The sequence below is a fragment of the Streptomyces sp. CG 926 genome, from assembly GCF_003148825.1.
In the GTDB taxonomy this organism is placed as follows: domain Bacteria; phylum Actinomycetota; class Actinomycetes; order Streptomycetales; family Streptomycetaceae; genus Streptomyces.
Genome location: NZ_QGGZ01000021.1, coordinates 65,290 through 87,017, shown reverse-complemented (window position 1 = coordinate 87,017; position 21,728 = coordinate 65,290). Strand labels below are relative to the sequence as shown.

17 protein-coding genes are annotated in these 21,728 nt (G+C 72.7%); 5 read left to right on the top strand and 12 right to left on the bottom strand.

What is annotated here, in order from left to right:
- Positions 1–138: 138 nt before the first annotated feature.
- Positions 139–597 carry a MarR family winged helix-turn-helix transcriptional regulator gene (locus BCL76_RS36440; protein WP_109783723.1) on the top strand — a complete coding sequence of 153 codons (459 nt, stop codon included), beginning with the start codon at positions 139–141 and terminating at the stop codon, positions 595–597.
- Between the two features lie 86 nt (positions 598–683).
- Entirely contained in the window at positions 684–1,223 is a 540-nt protein-coding gene (locus BCL76_RS36435; protein ID WP_109783721.1) for a hypothetical protein, read from the top strand.
- 82 nt (positions 1,224–1,305) lie between these two features.
- Here BCL76_RS36435 and BCL76_RS36430 read toward each other — a convergent pair whose 3' ends face one another.
- From BCL76_RS36430 to BCL76_RS36415, 4 genes are all read right to left on the bottom strand, one after another.
- Entirely contained in the window at positions 1,306–2,361 is a 1,056-nt protein-coding gene (locus BCL76_RS36430) for an ABC transporter substrate-binding protein (RefSeq protein ID WP_109783719.1), read from the bottom strand.
- Positions 2,362–2,375: 14 nt separating this feature from the next.
- Positions 2,376–3,203 (bottom strand): ABC transporter ATP-binding protein, encoded by an 828-nt coding sequence (locus BCL76_RS36425; RefSeq protein WP_109783716.1) that lies wholly within the window; start codon positions 3,201–3,203, stop codon positions 2,376–2,378.
- Positions 3,200–4,222, bottom strand: coding sequence for a FecCD family ABC transporter permease (locus tag BCL76_RS36420; protein WP_258310128.1), 1,023 nt, complete (start codon positions 4,220–4,222; stop codon positions 3,200–3,202). The genes BCL76_RS36425 and BCL76_RS36420 overlap by 4 nt, the downstream gene beginning before the upstream one ends.
- 140 nt (positions 4,223–4,362) lie before the next feature.
- Complete coding sequence (locus tag BCL76_RS36415) at positions 4,363–5,412, bottom strand: FecCD family ABC transporter permease (RefSeq protein WP_109783712.1); 1,050 nt, start codon at positions 5,410–5,412, stop codon at positions 4,363–4,365.
- A gap of 138 nt (positions 5,413–5,550) precedes the next feature.
- Here BCL76_RS36415 and BCL76_RS36410 point away from each other — a divergent pair, with 138 nt between their 5' ends.
- Positions 5,551–6,324 (top strand): helix-turn-helix transcriptional regulator, encoded by a 774-nt coding sequence (locus BCL76_RS36410; protein ID WP_258310127.1) that lies wholly within the window; start codon positions 5,551–5,553, stop codon positions 6,322–6,324.
- Positions 6,325–6,468: 144 nt separating this feature from the next.
- Here the strand turns inward: BCL76_RS36410 and BCL76_RS36405 are convergent, their stop codons facing one another.
- The gene (locus BCL76_RS36405) at positions 6,469–7,134 is read right to left on the bottom strand and encodes a DUF4232 domain-containing protein (RefSeq protein ID WP_109783710.1); all 666 of its coding nucleotides are present in this window, start codon (positions 7,132–7,134) and stop codon (positions 6,469–6,471) included.
- A gap of 460 nt (positions 7,135–7,594) precedes the next feature.
- Here BCL76_RS36405 and BCL76_RS36400 point away from each other — a divergent pair, with 460 nt between their 5' ends.
- Positions 7,595–8,143, top strand: a complete 549-nt coding sequence (locus BCL76_RS36400; RefSeq protein ID WP_258310126.1) for a hypothetical protein — start codon at positions 7,595–7,597, stop codon at positions 8,141–8,143.
- A gap of 22 nt (positions 8,144–8,165) precedes the next feature.
- Here the strand turns inward: BCL76_RS36400 and BCL76_RS36395 are convergent, their stop codons facing one another.
- A complete protein-coding gene (locus BCL76_RS36395) occupies positions 8,166–8,738 on the bottom strand; it encodes a flavodoxin family protein (protein ID WP_109783705.1) in 573 nt (190 codons plus the stop codon).
- A 109-nt stretch (positions 8,739–8,847) separates the two neighbouring features.
- Between BCL76_RS36395 and BCL76_RS36390 the strand changes: the two genes are divergently transcribed.
- Positions 8,848–9,192 (top strand): MerR family transcriptional regulator, encoded by a 345-nt coding sequence (locus BCL76_RS36390; RefSeq protein WP_109783704.1) that lies wholly within the window; start codon positions 8,848–8,850, stop codon positions 9,190–9,192.
- 51 nt (positions 9,193–9,243) lie between these two features.
- Here the strand turns inward: BCL76_RS36390 and BCL76_RS36385 are convergent, their stop codons facing one another.
- The 6 genes from BCL76_RS36385 to BCL76_RS36360 all read right to left on the bottom strand — a co-directional run bounded on the left by BCL76_RS36385 (position 9,244) and on the right by BCL76_RS36360 (position 21,708).
- Positions 9,244–9,696 carry a DoxX family protein gene (locus BCL76_RS36385; RefSeq protein WP_109783702.1) on the bottom strand — a complete coding sequence of 151 codons (453 nt, stop codon included), beginning with the start codon at positions 9,694–9,696 and terminating at the stop codon, positions 9,244–9,246.
- 112 nt (positions 9,697–9,808) lie between these two features.
- A complete protein-coding gene (locus BCL76_RS36380; protein WP_109783701.1) occupies positions 9,809–10,441 on the bottom strand; it encodes an isochorismatase family protein in 633 nt (210 codons plus the stop codon).
- A 12-nt stretch (positions 10,442–10,453) separates the two neighbouring features.
- Positions 10,454–12,178, bottom strand: coding sequence for a (2,3-dihydroxybenzoyl)adenylate synthase (locus BCL76_RS36375; RefSeq protein ID WP_109783699.1), 1,725 nt, complete (start codon positions 12,176–12,178; stop codon positions 10,454–10,456).
- Positions 12,175–13,380 carry an isochorismate synthase gene (locus BCL76_RS36370; protein ID WP_109783697.1) on the bottom strand — a complete coding sequence of 402 codons (1,206 nt, stop codon included), beginning with the start codon at positions 13,378–13,380 and terminating at the stop codon, positions 12,175–12,177. Before BCL76_RS36370 ends, BCL76_RS36375 begins: the two co-directional genes overlap by 4 nt.
- Positions 13,381–13,597: 217 nt before the next feature.
- Complete coding sequence (locus BCL76_RS36365; RefSeq protein ID WP_109783694.1) at positions 13,598–14,437, bottom strand: 2,3-dihydro-2,3-dihydroxybenzoate dehydrogenase; 840 nt, start codon at positions 14,435–14,437, stop codon at positions 13,598–13,600.
- A gap of 113 nt (positions 14,438–14,550) precedes the next feature.
- Positions 14,551–21,708: an amino acid adenylation domain-containing protein gene (locus BCL76_RS36360; RefSeq protein WP_109783692.1), complete on the bottom strand. Its 7,158-nt coding sequence runs from the start codon at positions 21,706–21,708 to the stop codon at positions 14,551–14,553.
- Positions 21,709–21,728: the final 20 nt, after the last annotated feature.

The window sequence follows — 21,728 nt, the reverse complement described above, 5'->3', positions numbered from 1 at the left end:
CGGCACTGACACCCCGCGCGCAATCCGGACGCCCTTCGCGGATACCCGCCCCTCGTGGGGGTGGACCTCAAGTGCGCTTGAGTTCATACGGTGTTGTGCGTAGGAGATCTCGAAGAGAGCGAACGGAGCGGATCCGCCATGGAGTACTCGCACAACGACGCCGAACTGGTCCGGCAGCCCATCGGCTACTGGAGTCGGGCCGCCTCCGACGCCGTGGTCACCCGTATCCGAGCCGTTCTCGCCGGCATCGGTACCACCCAGCCCCAGGCCTGGATCCTGGGACGGATCGCCGGGGCCGAGCCGCCGCCGACCCGTGAGGCGGTGACCGGGGTACTGAGCGGTTACGCGGTCGCGGGCATCGACGACCTGGACGAGGAGATCGACGCCACCATCGCCCGTGGTTGGGTCACCCAGAACCCGGACGGCCACCTCGAACTCACGCCCCTGGGGGAGGACTTCTCCGCCCGGGTGGCCGAGACCCAGGCGGAGCTGTGGCAGGAGCGGCACCGGGGCATCTCGGACGAGGAGTACGTGATCACCCTGAAGGTCCTCCAGCGGTTCGTCCACAACACCGGAGGTCAGGCCTGGCACCACTGAGCGGTCCCGTCCCGAACACGGAGGCCGGCGCAGGCGGCTTCGAGCGATCTGGCGTGCGGGGCGTCCGTGCTGTGTAATCGAGGACTGTGGACGGGAGCCTGGCAGCCATCGTCGGTGCGGCCATAGGGGCGATCGGAGGGCTGACCGGTGGTTGGCTCTCCGTGGTCGGCCAGTCCAGGCAGCGCCGTGAGCAGCAGCGTGCCGACCATCAGCAATGGCGTGACGAGATGAGACGCGACGCGTACGCCTCGTACCTGGCCGCCACGCGGGAGTTGAACGCGGCGTGCTGGAAGGTGGCCGACCAACTGGTTTCACAGGCGAGCACGTCGGCCGACTGGGAAGCGGCGCTCGCCGAAACCCATGACGCCTGGGCCAGATTCAGTACGGGTTCCTCAGCCGTGGCCGTTGCCGGGCCGCGGTCCGCGGCGGACGAGGCAGCGGCCCTGCATCGGGCGATGCGAAGGTGCGAGATGATCGTGGTGGACTGGGCGCGGTCGGCGATCAGGGGCGGTGTCGCCCATGTCGACGACCATCGGGCGCGGTTCGCGTCCGCCGCCGACGCCAAGCAGGCCCCGCTCGCCGCCTTCCAGCGGGCAGCGCGCGAGGCCCTGGGGACGGAGCACTGAGGAGGGGCAGCCCACGCGGCTGCCCCGGCGGGCCCGCCTCCCGCAGGAGACGGGCCCGCCGGGGGCCGCGTGGCGGCGGACGTCACTGGCCGGCGACGGCCTTCGCGAGCAGCGGGGTGAGCTGCTCGACCACCCACGGGGCGCTCAGTGCGTCCGGGTAGGCGATGGCCGAGGAGAGCGAGTTCTCCGAGGGGATGACCGTGAAGTGCTTGGTCTTCACCGCGTTCAGCGACTGGAAGAGCTTGTTGGACTCCAGCTCGGTGGCGCTGATGACACCGCGGTCGCCGAAGGGGTAGGTGACGAGGAGGACGTCGGCGTCGAGCTGGTCGAGGTTCTCCAGGCTCACGGCGTTCTTGTTCGGCGCGTAGTTCTTCGCCTTGTCGGTCTTGGTGAAGCCGAGCTTCTCGAAGACGCCCGGGTCCTGGTCGGCGTAGGACATGAAGCTGACCTGCTCCGGGTGGACGACCGTGTAGGTGTAGGTCTTGCCCTTGAACTCGGGGTGCGCGGCGGCGGCCTCCGTCGTGGCCTTCTCGTTCGCCGCAATGACCTCGTCCGCCTTGGCGCTCAGGCCGAGGGCCTTCGCGGCCGTCTTCAGTCGGTCCTGCCAGGTGAGGGTGTCGGCGTGCGCCTTGTCGGTGAAGGTGACCACCGGGGCGATCGGCTGCAACTTGGCGTAGTCCGCGTCCATCTCCCAGGTGTTCATGCCGAGGATGATGTCGGGGGCCTCGGCCGCGATGGCCTCGTAGGCGGTGCCGTCGGTGTCGTCGTACGTCTTCAGCTTGCCGGCGCCGAGCTTGTCGATGGCGCGCTGCTTGTACTCGGGCACCTTCGCGCCGTCCTCGACGTCCGGGGTGATGACCGGGACGATACCGAGGGCCAGCGCTATGGCGGTGTCGCCGTCGGAGACCGTCGCGACCTTCACCGGCTTCTTCTTGACCTCCGTCTTGCCCCACGCGTTGGTGAGGGAGACGGGGAAGGCGGCGGACGCGTCGGCTCCGGCGGCGGCCGGCTTGTCCTTGGCGGCGGTCGAGTCCTCGCCGCCGCCGCATGCGGTGAGCAGGCCGAGGCAGGCGGCGGCCGCGGTGAGGGCGGCGAGGGAGCGGGCCGGGCGGCGGCGCGTTCTGTGCAGGACGGACATGATGGTGGTGTCTCCTATGCGGGGGTACGACGGCCCAGGGGGAAGATCTGGGGCCGCTCTGAGCGGGGATGGGGGACGACGAGACAGTCCAGGCCGAACACCTCGGCCACGGTCTCCTCGGTGAGCACCTCTTCGGGCGTGCCCTGGCGCACGATGCGGCCGTCGCGCATGGCGACGATCGTCGAGGCGTACAGGGCGGCCTGGTTGAGGTCGTGGGACACCAGCACGATCGTCTTGCCGGCCTGCTCGTTGAGGTCGGCGAGGAGGTCCATGACCTCGATCTGGTGGGCGATGTCCAAGTAGGTGGTGGGCTCGTCCAGGAGCAGCGTCGGCGTGTCCTGGGCGAGCGCGAGGGCGATCCACACGCGCTGGCGCTGACCGCCGGAGAGCTGGTCGACCGGGCGGTCGATCAGTTCGGCCGTCCCGGTCGCCAGCAGGGCGTGCGCGATGACCTCGTCGTCGGCGGCGGTGCGCCGTTGTCCGAACCGGTGGTGCGGGTGGCGCCCGCGCCGGACGAGGTCGCCGACGGTGATGGACTCCGGGGCGATCGGCGACTGAGGCAGGATGCCCAGGCGCTGGGCCACCTCGCGGGTGGGCAGGTCGTGGATGTCCTGGCCTTCGAGGAGGACCGACCCGGCCGCGACGGGCAGCAGCCGGGCGACCGACTTGAGCAGGGTCGACTTGCCGCAGGCGTTCGGGCCGACGAGCGCGGTGATCCTGCCGGGCACGATCCCGAGGGACAGCTCCTCGATGATCGGCTTGCGGTCGTAGCCGGCGCTGATGCCGCGGGCTTCGAGCCGGAACTCGGCGTCGGGGGAGTCGAGTACGGGTCGTGCGCTCATGCGGTGGCTCCTTGCCTGCGCCGGAGGATCAGCCGGACGAAGTAGGGGGCGCCGAGCAGTGCCGTGAGGACACCTGTCGGTACCGGGCTGATCAGCGGGCCGTGCTGGGCGAGCACATCGGCGCCTAGGACGATGACGGCGCCGATCGGGACGGCCAGGGCGACGGACCGGTCGGCGCCGACCAGCCGGGTCGCGATGGGGCCGCTGATCAGCGAGACGAAGCCGATCGGGCCGGTGACGCTCGTGGCCAGCGCGGCGGCGGCGGCCCCGACCAGCAGGGTCGCGATCCGAGCGACGCCGACCCGGGTGCCGAGCCCGAGGGCGAGCTGGTCGCCGAGGGCCATGTTGCCCAGGGAGCGGCTCAGCAGCGCGGTGCAGAGCCCGCACACGGCGAGCGCGCCCGCCAGTGTGGACACCCCGTCCCAGGTGGCGTCGTTGACGCTGCCGACCAGCCAGCGCATCACCTGGGCGATCCCGTGCTGTCCGGCCACCGTGAACAGGTAGTTCACGTAGGCGGTGCACACGGCGCTCAGGCCGATGCCCACCAGGACCAAGCGGTACGTGTCCACGCCCCCGCCGCGCCGGCTCAGCGCGAGCACCGTCGCCACGAGGACGAAGGCACCGCCGAGGCCGGCGAGCGAGGTCCCGAAGGGAACCGCGGGCGCGAACAGCAGCATCGTGGTGGCGCCTGCCCCGGCCCCGGCCGAGATGCCGACCATGTCCGGGGTGGCCAGGGGGTTGCGGACGAGCCGCTGGTACAGGGCCCCGGAGAGGCCGAAGAGGGCTCCGGCGAGCAGCGCCGCCAGGGCGCGCGGCATCCGGATGCGGAAGATCACGTAGTCGGCCAGACCGGTACGCATCCCGAAGGCCGCGGGCAGGATGTCGCCCGCCGGGATCCGCTTGACCCCGCCGAGCAGGATCGAGGCGACGAGCAGCGCGAGCAGCATCACGAGGAGTACGCAGGTGACGAGGCGGAACCGGCGGATTCCGGTCCGGTGGGCGGCGCGTAGACGGGCCACGGTGGCCGCCTTGAGCTCCGCCGCCGTCTCCGGGGAGGCCTGCCCGAGGCTCGGTGTCCCGCCCGCCTGCGGTACGTCCGCCCCCGGCGCGTGTGTCCGAGGCGCATGTGTATGTGGCGCGTGTGCCTGTGGCATGTCCCTCACATCCGGACCAGGTCGCGGCGGCGCGCGAGCCACACGAAGAAGGGGGTGCCGACGAAGGCGGTCATCACCGACACCTGGATCTCGCCGTGGTCGATCACCAGTCGTCCCGCGGTGTCGGCGCCGACGAGCAGGACCGCTCCGCAGACCATCGACAGCGGTAGCGACCAGCGGTGGTCCGTGCCCACCAACATCCGGGCGGCATGTCCGGCGACCAGTCCGACGAAGGCCACCGGCCCCACGGCCGCGGTGGCGGCCGCGCACAGCAGCACCGCGACGGCCGCACTCGCCAGTCGGGCCCGCTCCACCCGGACGCCGAGCCCACGGGCCGTGTCGTCACCGAGGCTCAGCAGGTTCAGGGTCCGCCCGAGCGGCAGCGCCAGCAGCAGGCCGGTGAGCGCGAACGGGAGCGCCTGGCCCAGGAACTGTCCCCGGCCGGTGAGTTGACCCACGGACCAGAAGCGCAGGTGGGCGTAGACGGCCTCGTCGCGCACCACGAGCAGGGTGATCAGCGAGGACATCACCGCGGCGACGGCGACTCCCGCGAGGACGAGGCCGATCGTACTGCTGCCCGCGTCGGTGCGGGTCCCGATCAGGAAGACGAGGACCGCGGTCACCGCCGAGCCGGTCAGCGCCATCCAGAAGTAGCCCTGCACGCCGGACGTGTCGAGGAACAGGATGCCGAGGACGACGAACACCGCCGCGCCCTGCTGCACGCCGAGGACGCCCGGCTCGGCCAGTGGGTTCATCGTCAATGCCTGCATGATGAGCCCGGAGGCGCCGAGGGCGGCCCCGACGGTCAGGCCGAGCAGGGTGCGGGGTATCCGCTCCGTCCACAGGACGTCGCCGTTGTAGCCCTCCGCGCTCGGGTGCAGCAGGATCCGCACGATCTCCAACGGGGATATGTCGCGCGCACCGAGGCCGATGCTCGCGATGGTCACGGCGGCCAGCATCAGGCCGGCGAGCACCACGACCACCGTGCCACGCGAGGCACGGGTCCGCGCGGGCGTCGGGGCCGGTGGTGCGTCCGGCGAAGCCGATTGCTTCATGGGTCTTCGGGTACTCCTCACCTGCTCAAGCTCGAAGTTAGGCTAGCCTTACCAAAGCGGGGTCCGGTCCAATGCCGGAGGCGAACCGCTCACAATCAGGGGTCAAGAACACGACCCCTGCGGTAGGGGGAGGATGTTGTGACCGAGACGGGACTGCGCAGCGTGCGAGGCGAGGAGACCCGGGCCGGGGACGTGGTCATGGCCGATGACGATTTCATCGCCGAGGGCGGACACCCGCTCCACGTCCACGAGTTCCACGAGTTCCTGCACGTGCCGGTCGGCAGGATCGTGGTCACCGCGCTGGGCCGGGACCACGAACTGTCCGCCTCGGTGGCCCTGTGGATCCCGGCGGGCATCGCGCACAGCGCGCGGTTCGGAGCCGACTCCGTCATCGCGGTCGAGTCCTTCGACGCGGGCCGGTTCGAGCTGCCGTACCAGGACGTCACCACCATCAACATCACCGACGCCCAGCGCCGGCTGGTCCTCGGCCGGATGCGCAGCACCCGCGCCCAGGACGAGGATCCGGAGGTCTTCGCCGCGCTGTCCGCCGGGCATCGCAACTGCCTGCCGCTGCCCCAACCCACCAGCCACACCGCCGGGTTCGTGGCGCGGGAGCTGGCCCGGACGCCGAGCGATCCGCGGACGGCGACGGAGTGGGCGGAGAACCTCTACACGAGCTCGACCAGCCTGCGCCGGGCGTTCCGCGCGGAGACCGGGATGGCCTTCTCCGAGTGGCGCACTCGGCTCCGGCTCAACCACTCGCTGAGCCTGCTGGAACAGGGCCAGTTGGTGAGCTCCGTCGCCGCCCGGGTGGGGTTCGTCAGCACCAACGGCTACATCCTGGCCTTCCGCCGCCACTTCGGTCAGACGCCGGGCGCGTACGTACGGAACTCGCTGGACCGGTCCGCGTAGCGGAAGCCGTCGGGGGCACGCCGGCTGACGGATCGTCGTGTCCGGCCGGGCGGAAACGGACCTGCCCCGTACCCGGGGTCACGACCCGGGTACGGGGCAGTCGGCTGTCAGGCGTTCCGGTGTTCAGGTGTTCAGACGTTCGGGTCAGCCGCCCTGGCCGGCGCTACCCACCGGGCCGACCTTCACCGGGGAGCCGCCGCCCTCCGTGACCGGCAGCGTGCCGGTGCCCGGCCAGGCGAGGGTGACCGACCTGGTCTCGTCCGGCGGGGTCACCACCAGCCCGGTGACGCGGACGCCGGAGCCGCCCGAGGTGTTGAGCGGGTAGCTGATGCCGAAGTACGTCGACTCACCCTTCTTGAGGACGGCCGTGTCGGCCTGCTGGCCGGTGCGCTGCGCGGACAGCGAGCCCGAGGCGGTCTTCAGGTCGACGCCCGCGTACCCGGAGATCGTGCAGTCCCGGGTGCCGCGGTTCTTCAGCGTCACGGCCACCGTGCCGTCCGTGTCGCCGCCGATGGTGCGCTCCGCGGCCGTGATCGCGAGCTCGTCGGTCCGGCACTTGCCGGTCTTGCCGCTCGCGTCGGAGCCGGTCCCGGCGGCCGTACCCTTCCCGTCGGAGCCCGTCCCCGGCGAGGGCTTCGTGCCGCCCTGATCCGAACCGCCCCCCGAGGGCGAGGCGGTGGACGGGGCGGACGCGGCGGACGAAGCCGACGGGGTGCTCGGCCCCGCGCCGTCGTCGCCGTTCTGGCAGGCCGTGAGCGCGAAGCTCGCGGCGACGGCCACGGCGGCGAGGGTCAGCTGGTGAACGCGCATCGTTTTTTCCTCAAGGTCGATCGGTCGGCGGTGCGGGCGGTGCGGGCGGTCGGTACGGGTCGGTACCGGAGAGCGTCTTCGATCATCAGGAGTGGACCGGCCCGTACTGCCGTTCCACCCGACCGCCCACCCGTACATTCCTGTTACACGTATCGCCGAATCCGAAACGCCCACAGCCGCCCCGGACGCGCGTCCGACCGGCGAGTACGGCGGTTTCTCTCACTCACGCGCACCGGTACGAGGTCATCGCGCGCCGGGACAGACCCGTGACCCGGCAGATCTTGACCCCAACGGGTGGCATGCCTCCCCAACCCGCCTTCGCCCACGCCGAACGGTGTCAACCTGTGCGGGAGGAACGGCCGTTGCGCCGCGTCGGGCGGGCCGAGCGGCTCACGTCCTGACGATCGGGCGACCGCTTCGCACCCCGACGGTTGGTGCGGACACCGGCCGAGGTGATCTCATGGGAGATCACGAGGGGTCGGCGGAACGGCCGAACGCGCGGGAAGGACATGTGGTGGTCGAGCGGGAAGCCGTGGGTGTCACGGTCACGGGGTTGGTCGAGGCCGCCGAGGACGGCCAGAGCGGCGCCCTGTGGCGACTACGGCGCAAGGGCCGACAACTCGACGCGAATGTGGTGCGCCTGCTGCCCGGCGGCGAGATCGCCGTGCACCGGGAGCCCGAGGTGGACGTCCTGCTCGCCGTCGTACAGGGCGGTGGATCCCTCACCCTGGACGGCGCCGCCGTGGAGGTCGTGCCCGGCTCCCTCACCCTGCTGCCGCGCGGCTCCGCCCGCTCGCTCCGGGCCGGCCCCGAGGGGCTGGTGTTCCTCACCGCGCACCGCAGGCGGGCGGGCATGGCCATCGGCCGGCCGCCCCGCACCGAACCGCGCACACCGCAGTGCCCGCTCCACCTCGTCTGCGAGCAGTGCCACCGGCACGCCATAGAGGCCGACGCCCGGTACTGCAGCTGGTGCGGTACCCGCCTCGTCCCCAAGGCCGCCACGGGCTGACGGTCCGCGTCGATCGGGAGTACTAGGGGAACCGGGCCAGGGGCGCGTCCTGGGCGAAGAAGGTCTTGGCGCGGATCATCGCCCGCTCGTCGTCGCGCACCTGGCCCGGCCGGGAGCCGTTGCCGAGCAGTACCCCGCCGAAGTGCATCCGCATGTAGGCCGCGGTGTGGTGAAGACCGGTCACCAGTCCCTCGGCGCGGGACTCGTCGTGGTCCGCCATGGCCGTCACGCCCCACAGGGTCCGGCCCGCCATGCGCTGCTTGAAATCCGAGCCGGGGACCGTGAGCCAGCCCGACCAGTAGTCGAGGTAGCGCTTGGTGTGCGCGGAGAGCGCGTACCAGTACAGCGGAGAGGCGATGACGACGTCGGTTGCCTCCAGCGTCGCCAGCCGCAGGGCCTCCTCGCCCTCCGAGGGTATCCAGCCCTCGGCCTCGTGGCGGCCGTCCTGGAAGTCCGGCAAGGCGGACCCGGCCAGGTTCACCCAGCGCTTCCGGGTCCCTGCGGGCAACTGCTCGGCGGCCTGCCTCGCGAGGATCTCGGTGTTCCCGTCGGAACGCGAGCTGCCGAGGACGAAGAGGAACGAGCGGTCGGTCATGAAGATCACTCCAGCGGTGCGCGGCCCTGCCGACGGAATGCCCGCCGGTAGGTGCGACGTTAAACGTTGACATCAATGTGAAGGTCAACCGGACACAGGGGTACAGCACATGCTGATCGGAGAACTGTCCCGACGCACCGGAGTCAACTCCCGACTGCTGCGCTACTACGAGGCGCAGGGACTGCTCCAGGCGGAGCGCGGCCCGAACGGATACCGCGACTACACCGCGGACTCCGTGGCCGCCGTGCGCAAGGTACGCGCGCTGCTCGCGGCGGGCCTGTCCACCGAGGTGATCCGCTCGGTGCTGCCGTGCGTGCGCGGTGAGGGGGTGCGGTTCGCCTGGTGCGAGGAGATCCGGTCCGTACTCGACGGGGAACTGGCCGCGATGGACGCCCGCATCGAGAGCCTGCGGCACAGCCGCGCCGCCCTGGCCTGCTACCTGGAGCAGCCCTGAGCCCCGCCCTCGGGGAACGGGGGCGGGGCTCAGGGAGTGCGGGGGACGGCCTCAGGCGGCCGCGGTCCGGGGCTGCTGCTCGGCCTCCACGGCGGCCCGGTCGCCGCGGGCGGGCAGGAGTCGGTCCAGGGCGAAGGCGCCCGGGCCGGTGAAGACGAGCAGCAGGAAGGCCCAGCAGTACATCGCGGAGGACTCGCCGTTGTTCTGGATCGGGAAGAGCGCGTCCGCCTGATGGGCCGTGAAGTAGGCGTACGCCATCGAGCCGGAGGCGACGAAGGCCGCGCTGCGGGTCCCGGCCCCGAGCAGCACCAGGGCGCCGGCGACGAGCTGGATCACCGCCGCGTACCAGCCGGGCCAGGCCCCGACGGGGACGGTGCCGCCGCCGTGCGCGCCGCCGAGGACGCCGAAGAGGGAAGCGGCTCCGTGGCAGGCGAACAGGAGGCCGGTGACGATCCGGAAGAGGCCCAGGGCGTAGGGCCGGGCGGCGTTCAGACGTTCCGTCATGGGGAGATCCTTCGTGAGGTACGGGGACGGGGGTGAGGGTCAGGGAGCCAGTGAGGCAGCCCGCTCACGGGTCTGCCCGGGCCCGGGCCCGGGCCCGGAATGAGGGGGGGGCTCACAGCTGCACGCAGACCCGGTCCGCCGTGGTGACCACGGCGCAGCGGCCCGCCGCCCATTCCAAGGCGGACCGGTGCTCGCGCTCGGAGAAATCGGCGACGGCGTCGGCGACCACGAAGGCCTGGACGTCCTGCATCCAGGCGTCGCAGGCCGTCATCAGCACACCGATGTGCGCGTACACACCGGTGATCACCAGCTGGTCCCGGCCCATCGCGCGCAGCCGCTCCAGGAGGTCGGTCCGCACGAAGGCGCTGTACTTCCACTTCGTCAGCACCGTGTCGTCCGGACCCGGCGCCACCGCCGCCGGGATCGCGGCGGCCGTCGGGTCGTCCGGCAGGCCCGGCCCCCAGAAGTCCTGCTGGAGTCCCCGTTCGGCCGGGCTCTGTCCGCCGGGCTGCGCGGTGTAGAACACGGGCACCCCGGCGCGGCCCGCCTCCTTCTTCAGCCGCGCGACCTGCTGGAGCATGCCGGTGACGGGCTGCGCGTCCGTGTCGAAGGCCGACAGGAAGTAGTTCTGCAGATCGTGGACGAGCAGGACCGCGCGGTCCGGATCCACCGTCCAGTCGACGCGGTTGGCCGGCAACTCCTCGGCGGACGGCAGCGGATAGGGGGCGATGGCGGGCAGGGCCATGGGTTCATCCGTTCAGTGCTGGTGGGGCGGTACGGGGGCGGGGGCGGGAGGGCCGGCGGGAGCGGCGGTGCGCAGGTCCCGTTTGGACACCTTGCCCACGCCGGTCTTGGGGAAGGCGGAGACGAATTCCACCCGGTCCGGCACCTTGTACGCGGCGAGGCCGCGCTCCCGTACGAACTTCTTCACGGCGGCGGGCCGCAGTTCCGTGGCGCCCTCACGCAGGATCACGTAGGCGCAGGTGCGTTCGCCGAGATAGGGGTCCGGTTCGCCGACGACATTGGCGTCGTGGACGGCCGGGTGCGCCAGGATGTGGTTCTCCACCTCCTCCGCCGCGATCTTCTCCCCGCCCCGGTTGATCTGGTCCTTGGCGCGTCCCTCGACGACCAGGTGACCGGTGGGCGTCATCCGGACGATGTCCCCGGTCCGGTAGAAGCCGTCCGGGGTGAACGACCGGGCGTTGTGCTCGGGGGCGTTCCAGTACCCGCGGATGGTGTACGGGCCGCGGGTCAGCAGGTGGCCGGACCCGCCCGGCGGCACCTCGCGGTCCTCGTCGTCGACGATCCGGATCTCGTCGTCCGGTGAGATCGGCCGGCCCTGGGTGGTGACGACAGTCTCCTCCGGGTCGTCGAGACGGGTGTAGTTGACCAGCCCCTCCGCCATCCCGAACACCTGCTGGAGGGTGCAGCCCAGGCCCGGCCGGACCCGACGGGCGGCTTCCTCGCTGAACTTGGCTCCGCCCACCAGCAGGACCTCAAGACTGCCGAGGTCCCGGTCGGTGCGGGCGGCGGCCTCCGTCCAGAGCAGGGCCAGCGGAGGCACCAGGCCGGTGATCGTCACGCCTTCGGACTCGATCAGGGGGAAGGCGACGTCGGGCACCGGCTGCGGGCACAGCGCCACGCGGCCGCCGGCGTACAGGACGCCGAGCGAACCGGGTGAGGACAGCGGGAAGTTGTGGGCGGCCGGCAGGGCGACCAGGTACACGGAGTTGGCGTCCACGCCGCAGATCTCGTTCGAGCCCCGCAGCGAGTAGATGTAGTCGTCGTGGGTGCGCGGGATCAGCTTGGGCACGCCCGTGCTGCCACCGGACAGCTGGAGGAACGCGAGGTCGTGCGGGGCGGGCCCGGGGCCGAGCCCCCCGGCGGGTACGTCCAGGGGGACGTCGGCCAGTGCCGTGAAGTCACCCGGGTCGGCGTCCGCGACGAACACCTCGCGCAGTCCCGGTACTTCGGCGCGCACTGCGGCGGCGAGCCCGCGGTAGTCGTAGCCGCCGTGCACCGCGGGGATCACGTAGGCCGCGGCTCCCGTGAAGGAGCAGAAGTAGGAGATCTCGGTGCGCCGGTGCGCCGGCAGGGCGAAGACGGGCAGGGCACCGATCCGGAAGAGCGCGAAGACGACCTCGAAGAACTCGGCCGTGTTCGGCAGTTGTACGACGACCTTGTCACCGGGAGCGATGCCGCGCGCCATGAGGCCCGCGGCCATCCGGTCGGCCCGGGTGTCGAGTTCGTCGTAGCTCCAGGTACGCCGGCCGCCGTCCGGGCCGCCGGTCGGGTCCACGAGGGCGATCCGGTCGGGGTGGGCCGTCGCCCGCTCCCGCAGCACGGACCCGAAGGTCTCGCCCCGCCACCAGCCGGCCGCGCGGTAGCGCTCCGCGAACTCGGCGGGCCAGGGCTGCCAAGCGGGTTCGACAGCGGAGACGCGGGGGTCGACGGACTCACGGGAGTCGTGGGGCTCGCTCACAGCTCGGCTCCGACGGCCTGCAGGAAGGTACGGAACTTCGCGGCGGTCTCCGCGGTCTCGGCGTCGGGATCGGACGCGGAGACGATCCCCGCCCCGGCGTACAGGCGCAGCCGGTTGTCCTCGGCCTCGGCGCAGCGGATCGTGACGACCCACTCGCCGTCACCGCTGCCGTCCTCCCAGCCGATCATGCCGGTGAAGAAGCCGCGGTCGAAGGACTCGGTCTCCTCGATCACCTTGCGGGCCACGCCGGTCGGACTGCCGCAGACGGCCGGGGTCGGGTGCAGGCTGGAGGCGATCTCGAGGGCGGAGACATCGGGCTGCGCGAGCACCCCGGTCACGGTGGTGGACAGGTGCCACATGGTGGCCGTACGCAGCAGGGTGGGGCGCTCGGGGACGTCGAGCGAGGTGCAGTACGGGGCCATGGCCTGGTGCACCGCGTCGACGACGACGGCGTGCTCGTGCAGGTCCTTGGCGGACCCGAGCAGGGCGGCCGCCCGGCGCACGTCCTCGGCGAGGTCCGCGCTGCGCGGGGTCGACCCGGCCAGCGGGTTGGAGATGAGCCGGTCGCCGCGGCGCGACAGCAGCAGCTCCGGGCTGGCGCCGAGTAGGTTCCGGCCGGGACCGGTGGGGAGTGCGAAGGTGTAGCCGGAGGGGTCACGGCGGGCGAGCCGCTGGACCATGGCGGGGATGTCCAGAGGTCTGTCGGAGGCGAGTTCCAGGGTCCGGGCCAGCACGACCTTGCTGAACTCGCCCTGCCACATCCGGTCCACCGCCGAGGCCACGCCCTTGGCGTAGACCTCTGGCTCGGGGACCGAGGCGATGGCCCAGTCGGTGGGCGCCGGACCGGCGGCGGGCAGGGCGATCAGCGGGTCGGAGGCGAGCGGCGGGCCGCTGCGCAGGAACTCCGGGACGACGAGGGCCGCGCGGGCGTCCGGGGCGAAGGGGATCGCGCCGATGACCACGGGGTAGGGGTGTCCGGCCCGCCGGGCCTCGGCCAGGGCCTGGGCGACGCGGTGCGGCAGCGGTTCGGCGGAGTGCGCGACCTCCTGGCGGATGCCGTGGGCGAGCAACGTGCGGGTGGGGGTGGCGAGGAACCGGGCTCCACCGCGGTAGGCGTCGAGCAGCGTGGTGGCGGCGCCGACGGAGGGGTGCACCGGATCGGCCGGTGCGGGGGGCGTGGCGACTTGGTGGACCGTCGGCACGGTGACTCCTCTTCAGGTGGGGGCAGGTAGGGGCAGATGCGGGCAGGTGGGCGCGGCCGGACGGTCGCCGGCTGCGTGCGGTGCGAGGCGGTGCGCAGGGCGCGGGTGATACGCGTGCTGTGCGTGGTCCGGGGATTCCGCGTGCTGTGCGTGCTGTGCGTGGTGTGGGTGTTGCACGTGTGGCACATGACGCGAGTGGGGACGGGGGCTGCCGCGGTCAGCGCAGCGTGGCTCCGCCGTCCACGTAGAGGTCCTGCATGGTGATGTGGCGTGCCTGGTCCGAGGCGAGGAACACGACGGCGTCCGCGATGTCCTGCGGGTCGGCGATCCGGCCCAGCGGGATCCCCGTCCGGTAGCTGGCGAGGTCCCCGTCCAGCACCCGGGCGGGCGCCTGCGGGTCGCTCCAGAGCGCCCACTGCATCGGGGTGTCGGTGGAGCCGGGGGCCACGACATTGCAGCGCACCCCGCTGCGGGCGTACTCCAGGCCGAGACACTTGGTGAACATGACGGCCGCGGCCTTCGAGGCGGCGTACGCGGCCATACCGGTACGCGGGATCCCGGCGGCGTTCGAGGCGACGGTGATCACGCTGCCGGAGCCGCGGGCCGCCATGCCGGGGACGACGGCGCGGGAGGTGAAGAAGACGCCCTGGACGTTGACCGCGAAGGTGGCTGCCCAGTCCTCGTCGGTCAGTTCCGCGACCGGTGCGGTCCGCAGGATTCCGGCCACGTTCACCAGGATGTCGATCGGGCCGAGTTCCCGCCCGATCCGCTCGACGGTCCGCTCGACGGCCGCCGGGTCGGTGACGTCGAGTTCGTAGGGGTGGACGGCCCCGGCCCCGGCGCCGGCGGACGGCGCCCGTCCGGTCTCCGGGTCCGGTTCGGCCGCCGCCGCGGTGACGGCCTTGGCCCGGATGTCCGTCGCGGCGACGGTGGCGCCGAGGCGGAACAGCGTACGGACGACGGCCGCGCCGATGCCCTGGCCGGCGCCGGTGACGAGCGCGACCTTCCCGGTGAATCCGCTGGTACCCGGGATGCCGGGCACACGGTGGTCGGACATGCCGCCCCCTCCTCAATTCTTAGGTAAGCCTAACCTAATAAAATTCTGAACGACACTATGTGGCGCGCGCGTTGTTCCGGGGTGCGGGCGGAGCCCGCCCGCACCCCGGTGCGTCAGTCCCGGGCGGTCGGCCCGGCCGACGCCAACGCGCGCGCCAGCACCGGGCCGATCTCCGCCAGGGCCCCGGGGGACATCAGGTCGTCGTGCGAGCAGTCCAGGACGTGCTCCTCGATCCGGCCGTCCAGGTACGCGGGCCAGACCAGGGCGGGCGCCTGCGCCGCCGGCGTGGACCGTGAGGCGGTGAAGAACAGCACGTCACCGCGGTAGCGGAGGGTGCGGCTGCGCGACAGCAGTCGCACGCAGTGCATGTTCGTGTCCACGATCGCGCCCAGCAGCGCCTCGTCGAAGCCGGCCAGCAGGCCCTGGCTGTCGCGGATCGCGGAGGCCGCCTCCGCCCGGTCCACCGGAGCATCGCCCTCCGCCGGGTTCAGCCCGGCCACCGAGAGCAGGAAGCCGCTCTCCTCGCGTTCCAGGCGCTCGCGCCGGTCCGGGGCGTCGATGTACGACCAGTCCTCGATCTCCGGCGGATACGCGTCCAGCAGCCCCAGGAAGGCCACCTCCTCACCGCGCTCCTGGAGCAGCGCGGCCAGCGTCTGTGCCACGGTCCCGCCGAAGGAGTAGCCGAGGAAGTGGTACGGACCCTGCGGCTGCACCGTACGGATCTCCGCCAGGTACAGCTCGGCGAGCGCGGCCACGTCGGCCACGTCCGGCTGTTCGCCCGCGAGCCCGGGCGCCTGGAGCCCGTACACCGGCCGGTCCGCGTCCAGGTGGCGCAGCAGACCCGTGTACTGCCAGGCGAAACCGGACGCCGGGTGGAAGCAGAACAGCGGCGCCGCCGCGCCCCGTTCCCGCAGCGGCATCAGCACGCGCAGCGCGTCCCGGCGGGCGTCCGACCCGATCCGGGCGGCCAGGTCGGCCACCGTCGGCGCGGCCATCACGGCCCCGACCTGGACCGGCGTGCCCAACTCCGCACGGATCCGGCCGACCAGCCGCATCGCCAGCAGCGAATGGCCACCGAGCTCGAAGAAGTTGTCCTCGGCCCCGACCCGCTCCAGCCCCAGCACCTCCGCGAAGATCGCGCAGAGCAGCTCCTCGCGGGCGTCCTTCGGCGCCCGGCCGCCGCCCGCGTCCCCCAGGTCGGGGGCGGGCAGCGCCGCCCGGTCCACCTTCCCGTTCACCGTGAGCGGCAGCGCCGACAGCTCCACGAACGCCGACGGAAGCATGTACTCGGGCAGTACGGCCGACAGTCGGGCCCGCAGGGCGGCCGGTTCGGGCGCGTCCGCGGCCGACGCCACCGTGTAGGCGACCAGCCGCTTGACGCCCGTCGGCCCGGTGTGGACGACCACGGCCGCCGCCGCGATGCCGGGCTCGGCCGCGACAGCCGACTCGACCTCGCCGAGTTCGATGCGGAAACCGCGGATCTTGACCTGGTCGTCGGCCCGCCCGAGGTAGTCGATCTGCGCGTCCCCGCGCCACCGCACCAGGTCACCCGTCCGATACATCAGCGTGCCCGGCTCGCCGAAGGGGTCGGCGACGAACCGCTCCGCCGTCAGCGACGGCCGCGCGAAGTAGCCGCGGGCGAGGCCCGCCCCCGCCAGGTACAACTCACCGGCCACGCCCGCCGGAACCGGCCGCAGCGCGCTGTCGAGCACGTAGGCCCGGGTGTTGAAGATCGGCCGGCCGACACAGGAGCCGGCGCTGTCGTCCACGTCGGCGCCCAGCGCGTTGATCGTGTACTCGGTCGGGCCGTACAGGTTGTAGCCCATGGTGCCCTCGGTGCGCTTCAGCAGCTCCCACAAACCGTCCGGCACCGCCTCGCCGCCGAGCAGGAACAGCGTCGGGCGGTGCCGGTCGGCGTCCAGCAGACCCGCCTCGACCAACTGCATGCCGTACGAGGGCGTCACGTTGACCACGTCGATGCCCACGCGGTCGTAGTGCGCGGTCAGGGCCGCCGGGTCCAGCCGCAGCTCCTCACCGATGACGTGCACCTCGTGCCCGTCGACCAGCCAGAAGAACTCCTCCCACGACATGTCGAAGGCGAAGGACACGGTGTGCGCCACCTTCATCCGGCGCCCGCCCGCCAGCGCCACCGCCGGAGCGAAGATCCGCTCGCGGTGGTTGAGGAGCATGTTGGTCAGCCCCGAGTAGGGGACCACGACCCCCTTGGGCCGCCCGGTCGAACCGGAGGTGTAGATGATGTACGCGGGGTGCCGGCCGTCCCGCACCCCCGTCAGCTCCGACTCCGTCAGGGGGCCCTCCGCCAGCGCCGCCAACTCGGCAGGTGTCGCGGGGTCGTCCAGCAGCAGCGCCGGTACGCCCTCCACCACCGGCACCCGGTCCGTCACCGGGGCCGTCGTGACCAGGCACAGCGGAGCGGCGTCCGCCACCATCGCGCCGAGCCGGTCCACGGGGTGGTCCAGGTCCAGCGGCAGATAGGCCGCGCCGGTCTTCAGCACGGCGAACAGCGCGACCACGAAGTCCGCCGACCGGGGCAGCCCGAGCGCCACCACGGTCTCCGGCCCCGCGCCCCGCGCCACCAGGGCCCGCGCCAGCCGGTTCGATCGGGCGTCGAGCTCCGCGTAGCTGAGCCGCTGGTCCTCGAAGACCAGAGCGGTCTCCCCGGGGGTCCGGGCGGCCTGCTCGGCGAACAGGTCGATCACCGTGGTGTCCGGGATCGCGTGGCCCATGTCGTCGCCGGTGGCCAGCAGTTCGGCCCGCTCCGCGGCCGCCAGGGTGACCAACCGGCCCACCGGGAGCGCCCCGCCGTCGGAGAGCTGCTCCACCAGCAGCGCGAGCCGGCCCGCCAGGTGCCGGGCGGTGGCCTCGTCGTACAGATCGGGTCGGTAGCCGAGGCTCAGCTCCAGCGCCGGGCCGGGGGTGACGGCGAGGGTCAGCGGGTAGTGCGTGCCGTCGACGCTGTGCGTCCAGCCGATGGCGTGGGCCGCCACCGCCTCCTCGCGGGCGGCGTCGTTCAGCGGCGTGTTGCGGAAGACGTACAGGGTGTCGAAGAGCTGCCCGAGGCCGGTCAGCTGCTGGATCGGGCCGAGCCCCACGTAGTGGTGCGGCAGCAGGGCCGCGTGCTCGCTCTGCACCCGCACCATCAGATCGCGCAGCGGCTCGTCGGGGCGCAGGGCGATGCGGAACGGCAGCGTGTTCATGAACATGCCGATCATCTGGTCGACCCCGGCGAGGTCCGCGGGACGGCCCGAGACGGTGGCGCCGAACACCACGTCGTCGCGGCCCGTCATCCCGGCCAGGGCCATCGCCCAGGCCGTGCTGAGGACGGTGTTCAGGGTGACCCCGCAGCCGCGGGCGAAGGACCGCAGACGGTCGCTGGTGGCCTCGTCCAGGGACAGGTCCACCACCTCGGCGGTCACCGGCTGCCGGTTCGGATCGGCCCGGGCCACGAGCGTGGCCTGGTCCAGCCCGGACAGGTGGGTGCGCCAGGCCTGCTCGGCGGCTTCCCGGTCCACGGCCGACAGCCACCGCAGGTAGTCCCGGTACGGGGTGACCGGCGGCAGCACGTCCGCCGAACCGCCGTGCCCGTACAGGGCGAACAGCTCCTCGAAGAACAAAGACTCCGACCAGCCGTCGGTCAGGATGTGGTGCTGCGTCACGCACAGCATCCAGCGCTCGGCCGAGAACCGGATCAGGGCCACACGCAGCAGCGGCGGGGCCGCCAGGTCGAACCGGGTCGCCGCGTCGGCGAGGGAGAACTCCCGCAGCGCCTCGTCCTGCGCCGCCCGGTCCAGGTGGCTGAGGTCGATCTCCCGCCAGGGCAGCTCCCACTCGGCCGGCACCACCTGTACCGGGCCGTCCAGGCCCTCGTGCCAGAAGCCGGACCGCAGGTTGGGGTGGCGGGCGAGCAGCGTGTCGAAGGCGGCGCGCAGGGCCGGCCCGTCGACGGCGTGCAGCAGCTCGACGAAGTTCTGCATGAGGTAGACGTCGAGGGCGCGGTCGTCGTAGACCGCGTGGAAGTACAGGCCCTCCTGCAGCGGTGCGAGCGGCAGCACCTCCGCCACCTGCGGGAACACCGCGGCCAGCGCCGCCTCCTGCCCGGCGTCGAGGGTGACGAGCGGGCCGGCCGAGGCCAGGTACCCGCCGTCCTGGTCCGAGGCGGTGCGGGCCGCCGCGGCCATCCGCTCCACGGTCCGCTGCTCGAAGACGTCACGCGGGGTGAGGACCAGGCCCGCCTTGCGGGCCCGGGTCACCAGCTGGATGGAGACGATGCTGTCCCCGCCGAGCGCGAAGAAGTCGTCGTCAATCCCGGCCGAGGCGAGCCCCAGCACCTGGGCGAAGACGGCGCACAGCGCCTCCTCGCGGGCGTCGCGCGGCGGCCGCGACAGCTCCGCCGCGCCCAGCTCGGGCGCGGGCAGCGCGCCCCGGTCCAGCTTTCCGCTGATATTGGTCGGGAGCGAGTCCACGACCACCACGGCCGCCGGGACCATGTAGTCGGGCAGTACGGCGGCCAGCGCCTCCCGGAGCGCCGCCGGTTCGACCGGGCCGGTCACATAGCCGACGAGCCGCTTGACCCCGGGGGTGTCCTCGCGGACCACCACGGCGGCGGACCCCACACCGGGCAGCGTGGACAGGGCCGATTCCACCTCGCCGAGCTCGATCCGGTAGCCGCGGATCTTCACCTGGTCGTCGGCCCGCCCGAGGAACTCCAACTGCCCGTCGGCGCGCAGCCGTACGAGGTCGCCGGTGCGGTACATCCGCGAGCCCGCCGGACCGTACGGGTCGGCCACGAACCGCTCGGCCGTCAGCGCGAACCGGCCCAGGTACCCGCGGGCCAGGCCGTGGCCCGCCAGGTACAGCTCACCGGGGGTGCCTGCCGGCGCGGGCCGCAGGGCGGAGTCCAGCACGCGGGCGCAGGTGTTGCCGATGGGCCGGCCGACGATCGGGGTGGCCGACTCGGCGAGGTCGGCGCCGAGGGCGTCCACCGTGTACTCGGTGGGCCCGTACAGGTTCACCGACATGACCCCGGGTGCCTCGCGGACCTCGGTCCACAGGGCCTCGGGGACGGCCTCACCGCCGAGCAGCAGCAGCCCGGGGCGGTGGTGCGAGCGGCTGAGCAGTCCCCACTCCAGCAGGGCGCCGGCGTAGGTGGGCGTCACGTCCATGGCGTCGATCCGGTGCTCGCGGACGTAGCCGACGGTGAACTCGGCGTCGCGGCGGCCGACCTCGTCCAGGACGTGCAGCTCGTGCCCCGAGACCAGCCAGAACAGCTGCTCCCACGAGGTGTCGAAGCTGAAGGAGGCGGTGTGCAGGGCGCGCAGCCGCCGCCCGCCCGCGGCCGCCACGGCCGGGGCGAAGACGTCCGCTATGTGGTTGGCGTACAGGTTCGACAGACCGCCGTGGGTCAGCACCACGCCCTTGGGCCGGCCCGTGGAACCGGAGGTGTAGATCACGTACGCCGGGTGCTCGGGCTCTGTGCGCGGGGGACGCGAACCGTCGCCCGGCGACGCGAGTTCGGCGGTGGTCTCCGCCGAGTCCAAGGCGATCCGCTCCGGTCCGCCCACCGCCTCGGCGGGCAGCAGCGGGAGCGCCGCCCGCGTGGTCAGCACGCACACCGGGGCCGCGTCCCGCAGCATCACGGCGATCCGGTCGGCCGGGTGGTCCAGGTCCAGCGGCAGATAGGCGGCCCCCGACTTCAGCACGGCCAGGATGGCCACCACCGACGCGGCGGAGCGCGGTACGGCCAGCGCCACGACCGACTCGGGTCCGGCGCCGCGCGCGGCCAGCAGCGCGGCCAGCCGGTCCGCCCGGGAGTCGAGTTCCGCGAAGGTCAGCCGGTCGGGGCCCGAGACCACCGCGCAGGCGTCCGGGGTCGCGGCGGCCTGCGCGGCGAACCGGTCGGCGACCGTACCGTCGGCCACGTCCCGCGCGGTGCCCGTCTCCGCGGTACGCAGCTCCGCGCGGTCGGCGGCGGTCAGCGGTTCCAGGGCCCCCACGCGGCGGCCCGGATCGCCCGCGACCTGGTCCAGCAGGGCGGTGAACCGTTCGGCCACGCGGGCGGCGTTCCGGGGGTCGAACACGTCCGGCCGGTACTCCAGGGCCAGTTCGGCCCGCTCGTCCAGGGACACGGACAGGGTGAGCGGGAAGTGCGTGCCGTCCCGGGCCTCGACGCCCGTCACCCGTACCCCGTCGGCCAGCGGCGCCCGGGCGGACGGGTCCACCGGGTAGTTCTCGATGACCACGAGGGTGTCGAACAGCTCGCCGCCGCCCGCCTGCTTCTGGATCAGCCGCAGGCCCAGGTGGTGGTGGGCGAGCAGGGCGTTCTGCTCGTCCCGGAACCGTCCGAGCAGGTCCCGGACGCTCTCCCAGGGCCGGGCCGTGAGCCGTACCGGGACGGTGGTGATGAACAGTCCGACCATCGATTCCACGCCGGGGAGTTCCTCCGGCCGGCCCGCGACCGTCAGCCCGAAGACCACGTCCCGGCGGCCCGTCAGACTGCCGAGCAGCAGCCCCCAGACCGCCTGGATCACCGTGCTGGGCGTGGTGCCCAGCGACCGGGCGGCCGCCGTCAGCCGGGCGGTGGCCGCCTGCGACAGCTCCACCCGGTGCACACCGGGCCGCACCGCCGTACGCGACGGATCGGCCGGAGCCACCAGCACGGCCTCGTCCAGCCCGGTCAGCGCGGTGCGCCAGGCGCTCTCGGCGGCCGGGACGTCCTGCGCCTTCAGCCACTTGAGGTAGTCGCGGTAAGGGCGTACGGGCCGCTGTTCCGAGGCGTCGCCGTCGCTCTCGTACAGGGCGAGGAGGTCCCCGACGAGCAGCGGCATGGACCAGCCGTCGACCAGGATGTGGTGCACGGTGACCACGAGGAGGTGGTCGTCCGGACCCCGGCGGCGCACCAGCAGCAGCCGCAGCAGCGGCGGCCGGTGCAGCTCGAACCGGCGGTCCAGCTCGGCCCGTTCCACCCGGCGCACGGCGGCCTCCGAGGGGTCGGCCGACAGGTCCGTCCGGCCGAGCGCGAAGGTCACCTCGGCCGGTACGAACTGCACGGGCTGCGGCACTCCCTCGTGCCAGAAGCCGGCCCGCAGGTTGGGGTGGCGACGCAGCAGGGCCGCGCCCGCCCGCTCCAGTCGGTCCGCGTCCACGGGGCCGGCCAGCGACACGGAGACCTGCACCGTGTACACGTCCGGCGCGCTCGCGTCGTAGACGGAATGGAACAGCATGCCCTGCTGCAAGGGGGACAGCGGAAGCATGTCCTCTATTCGAGCCTGCG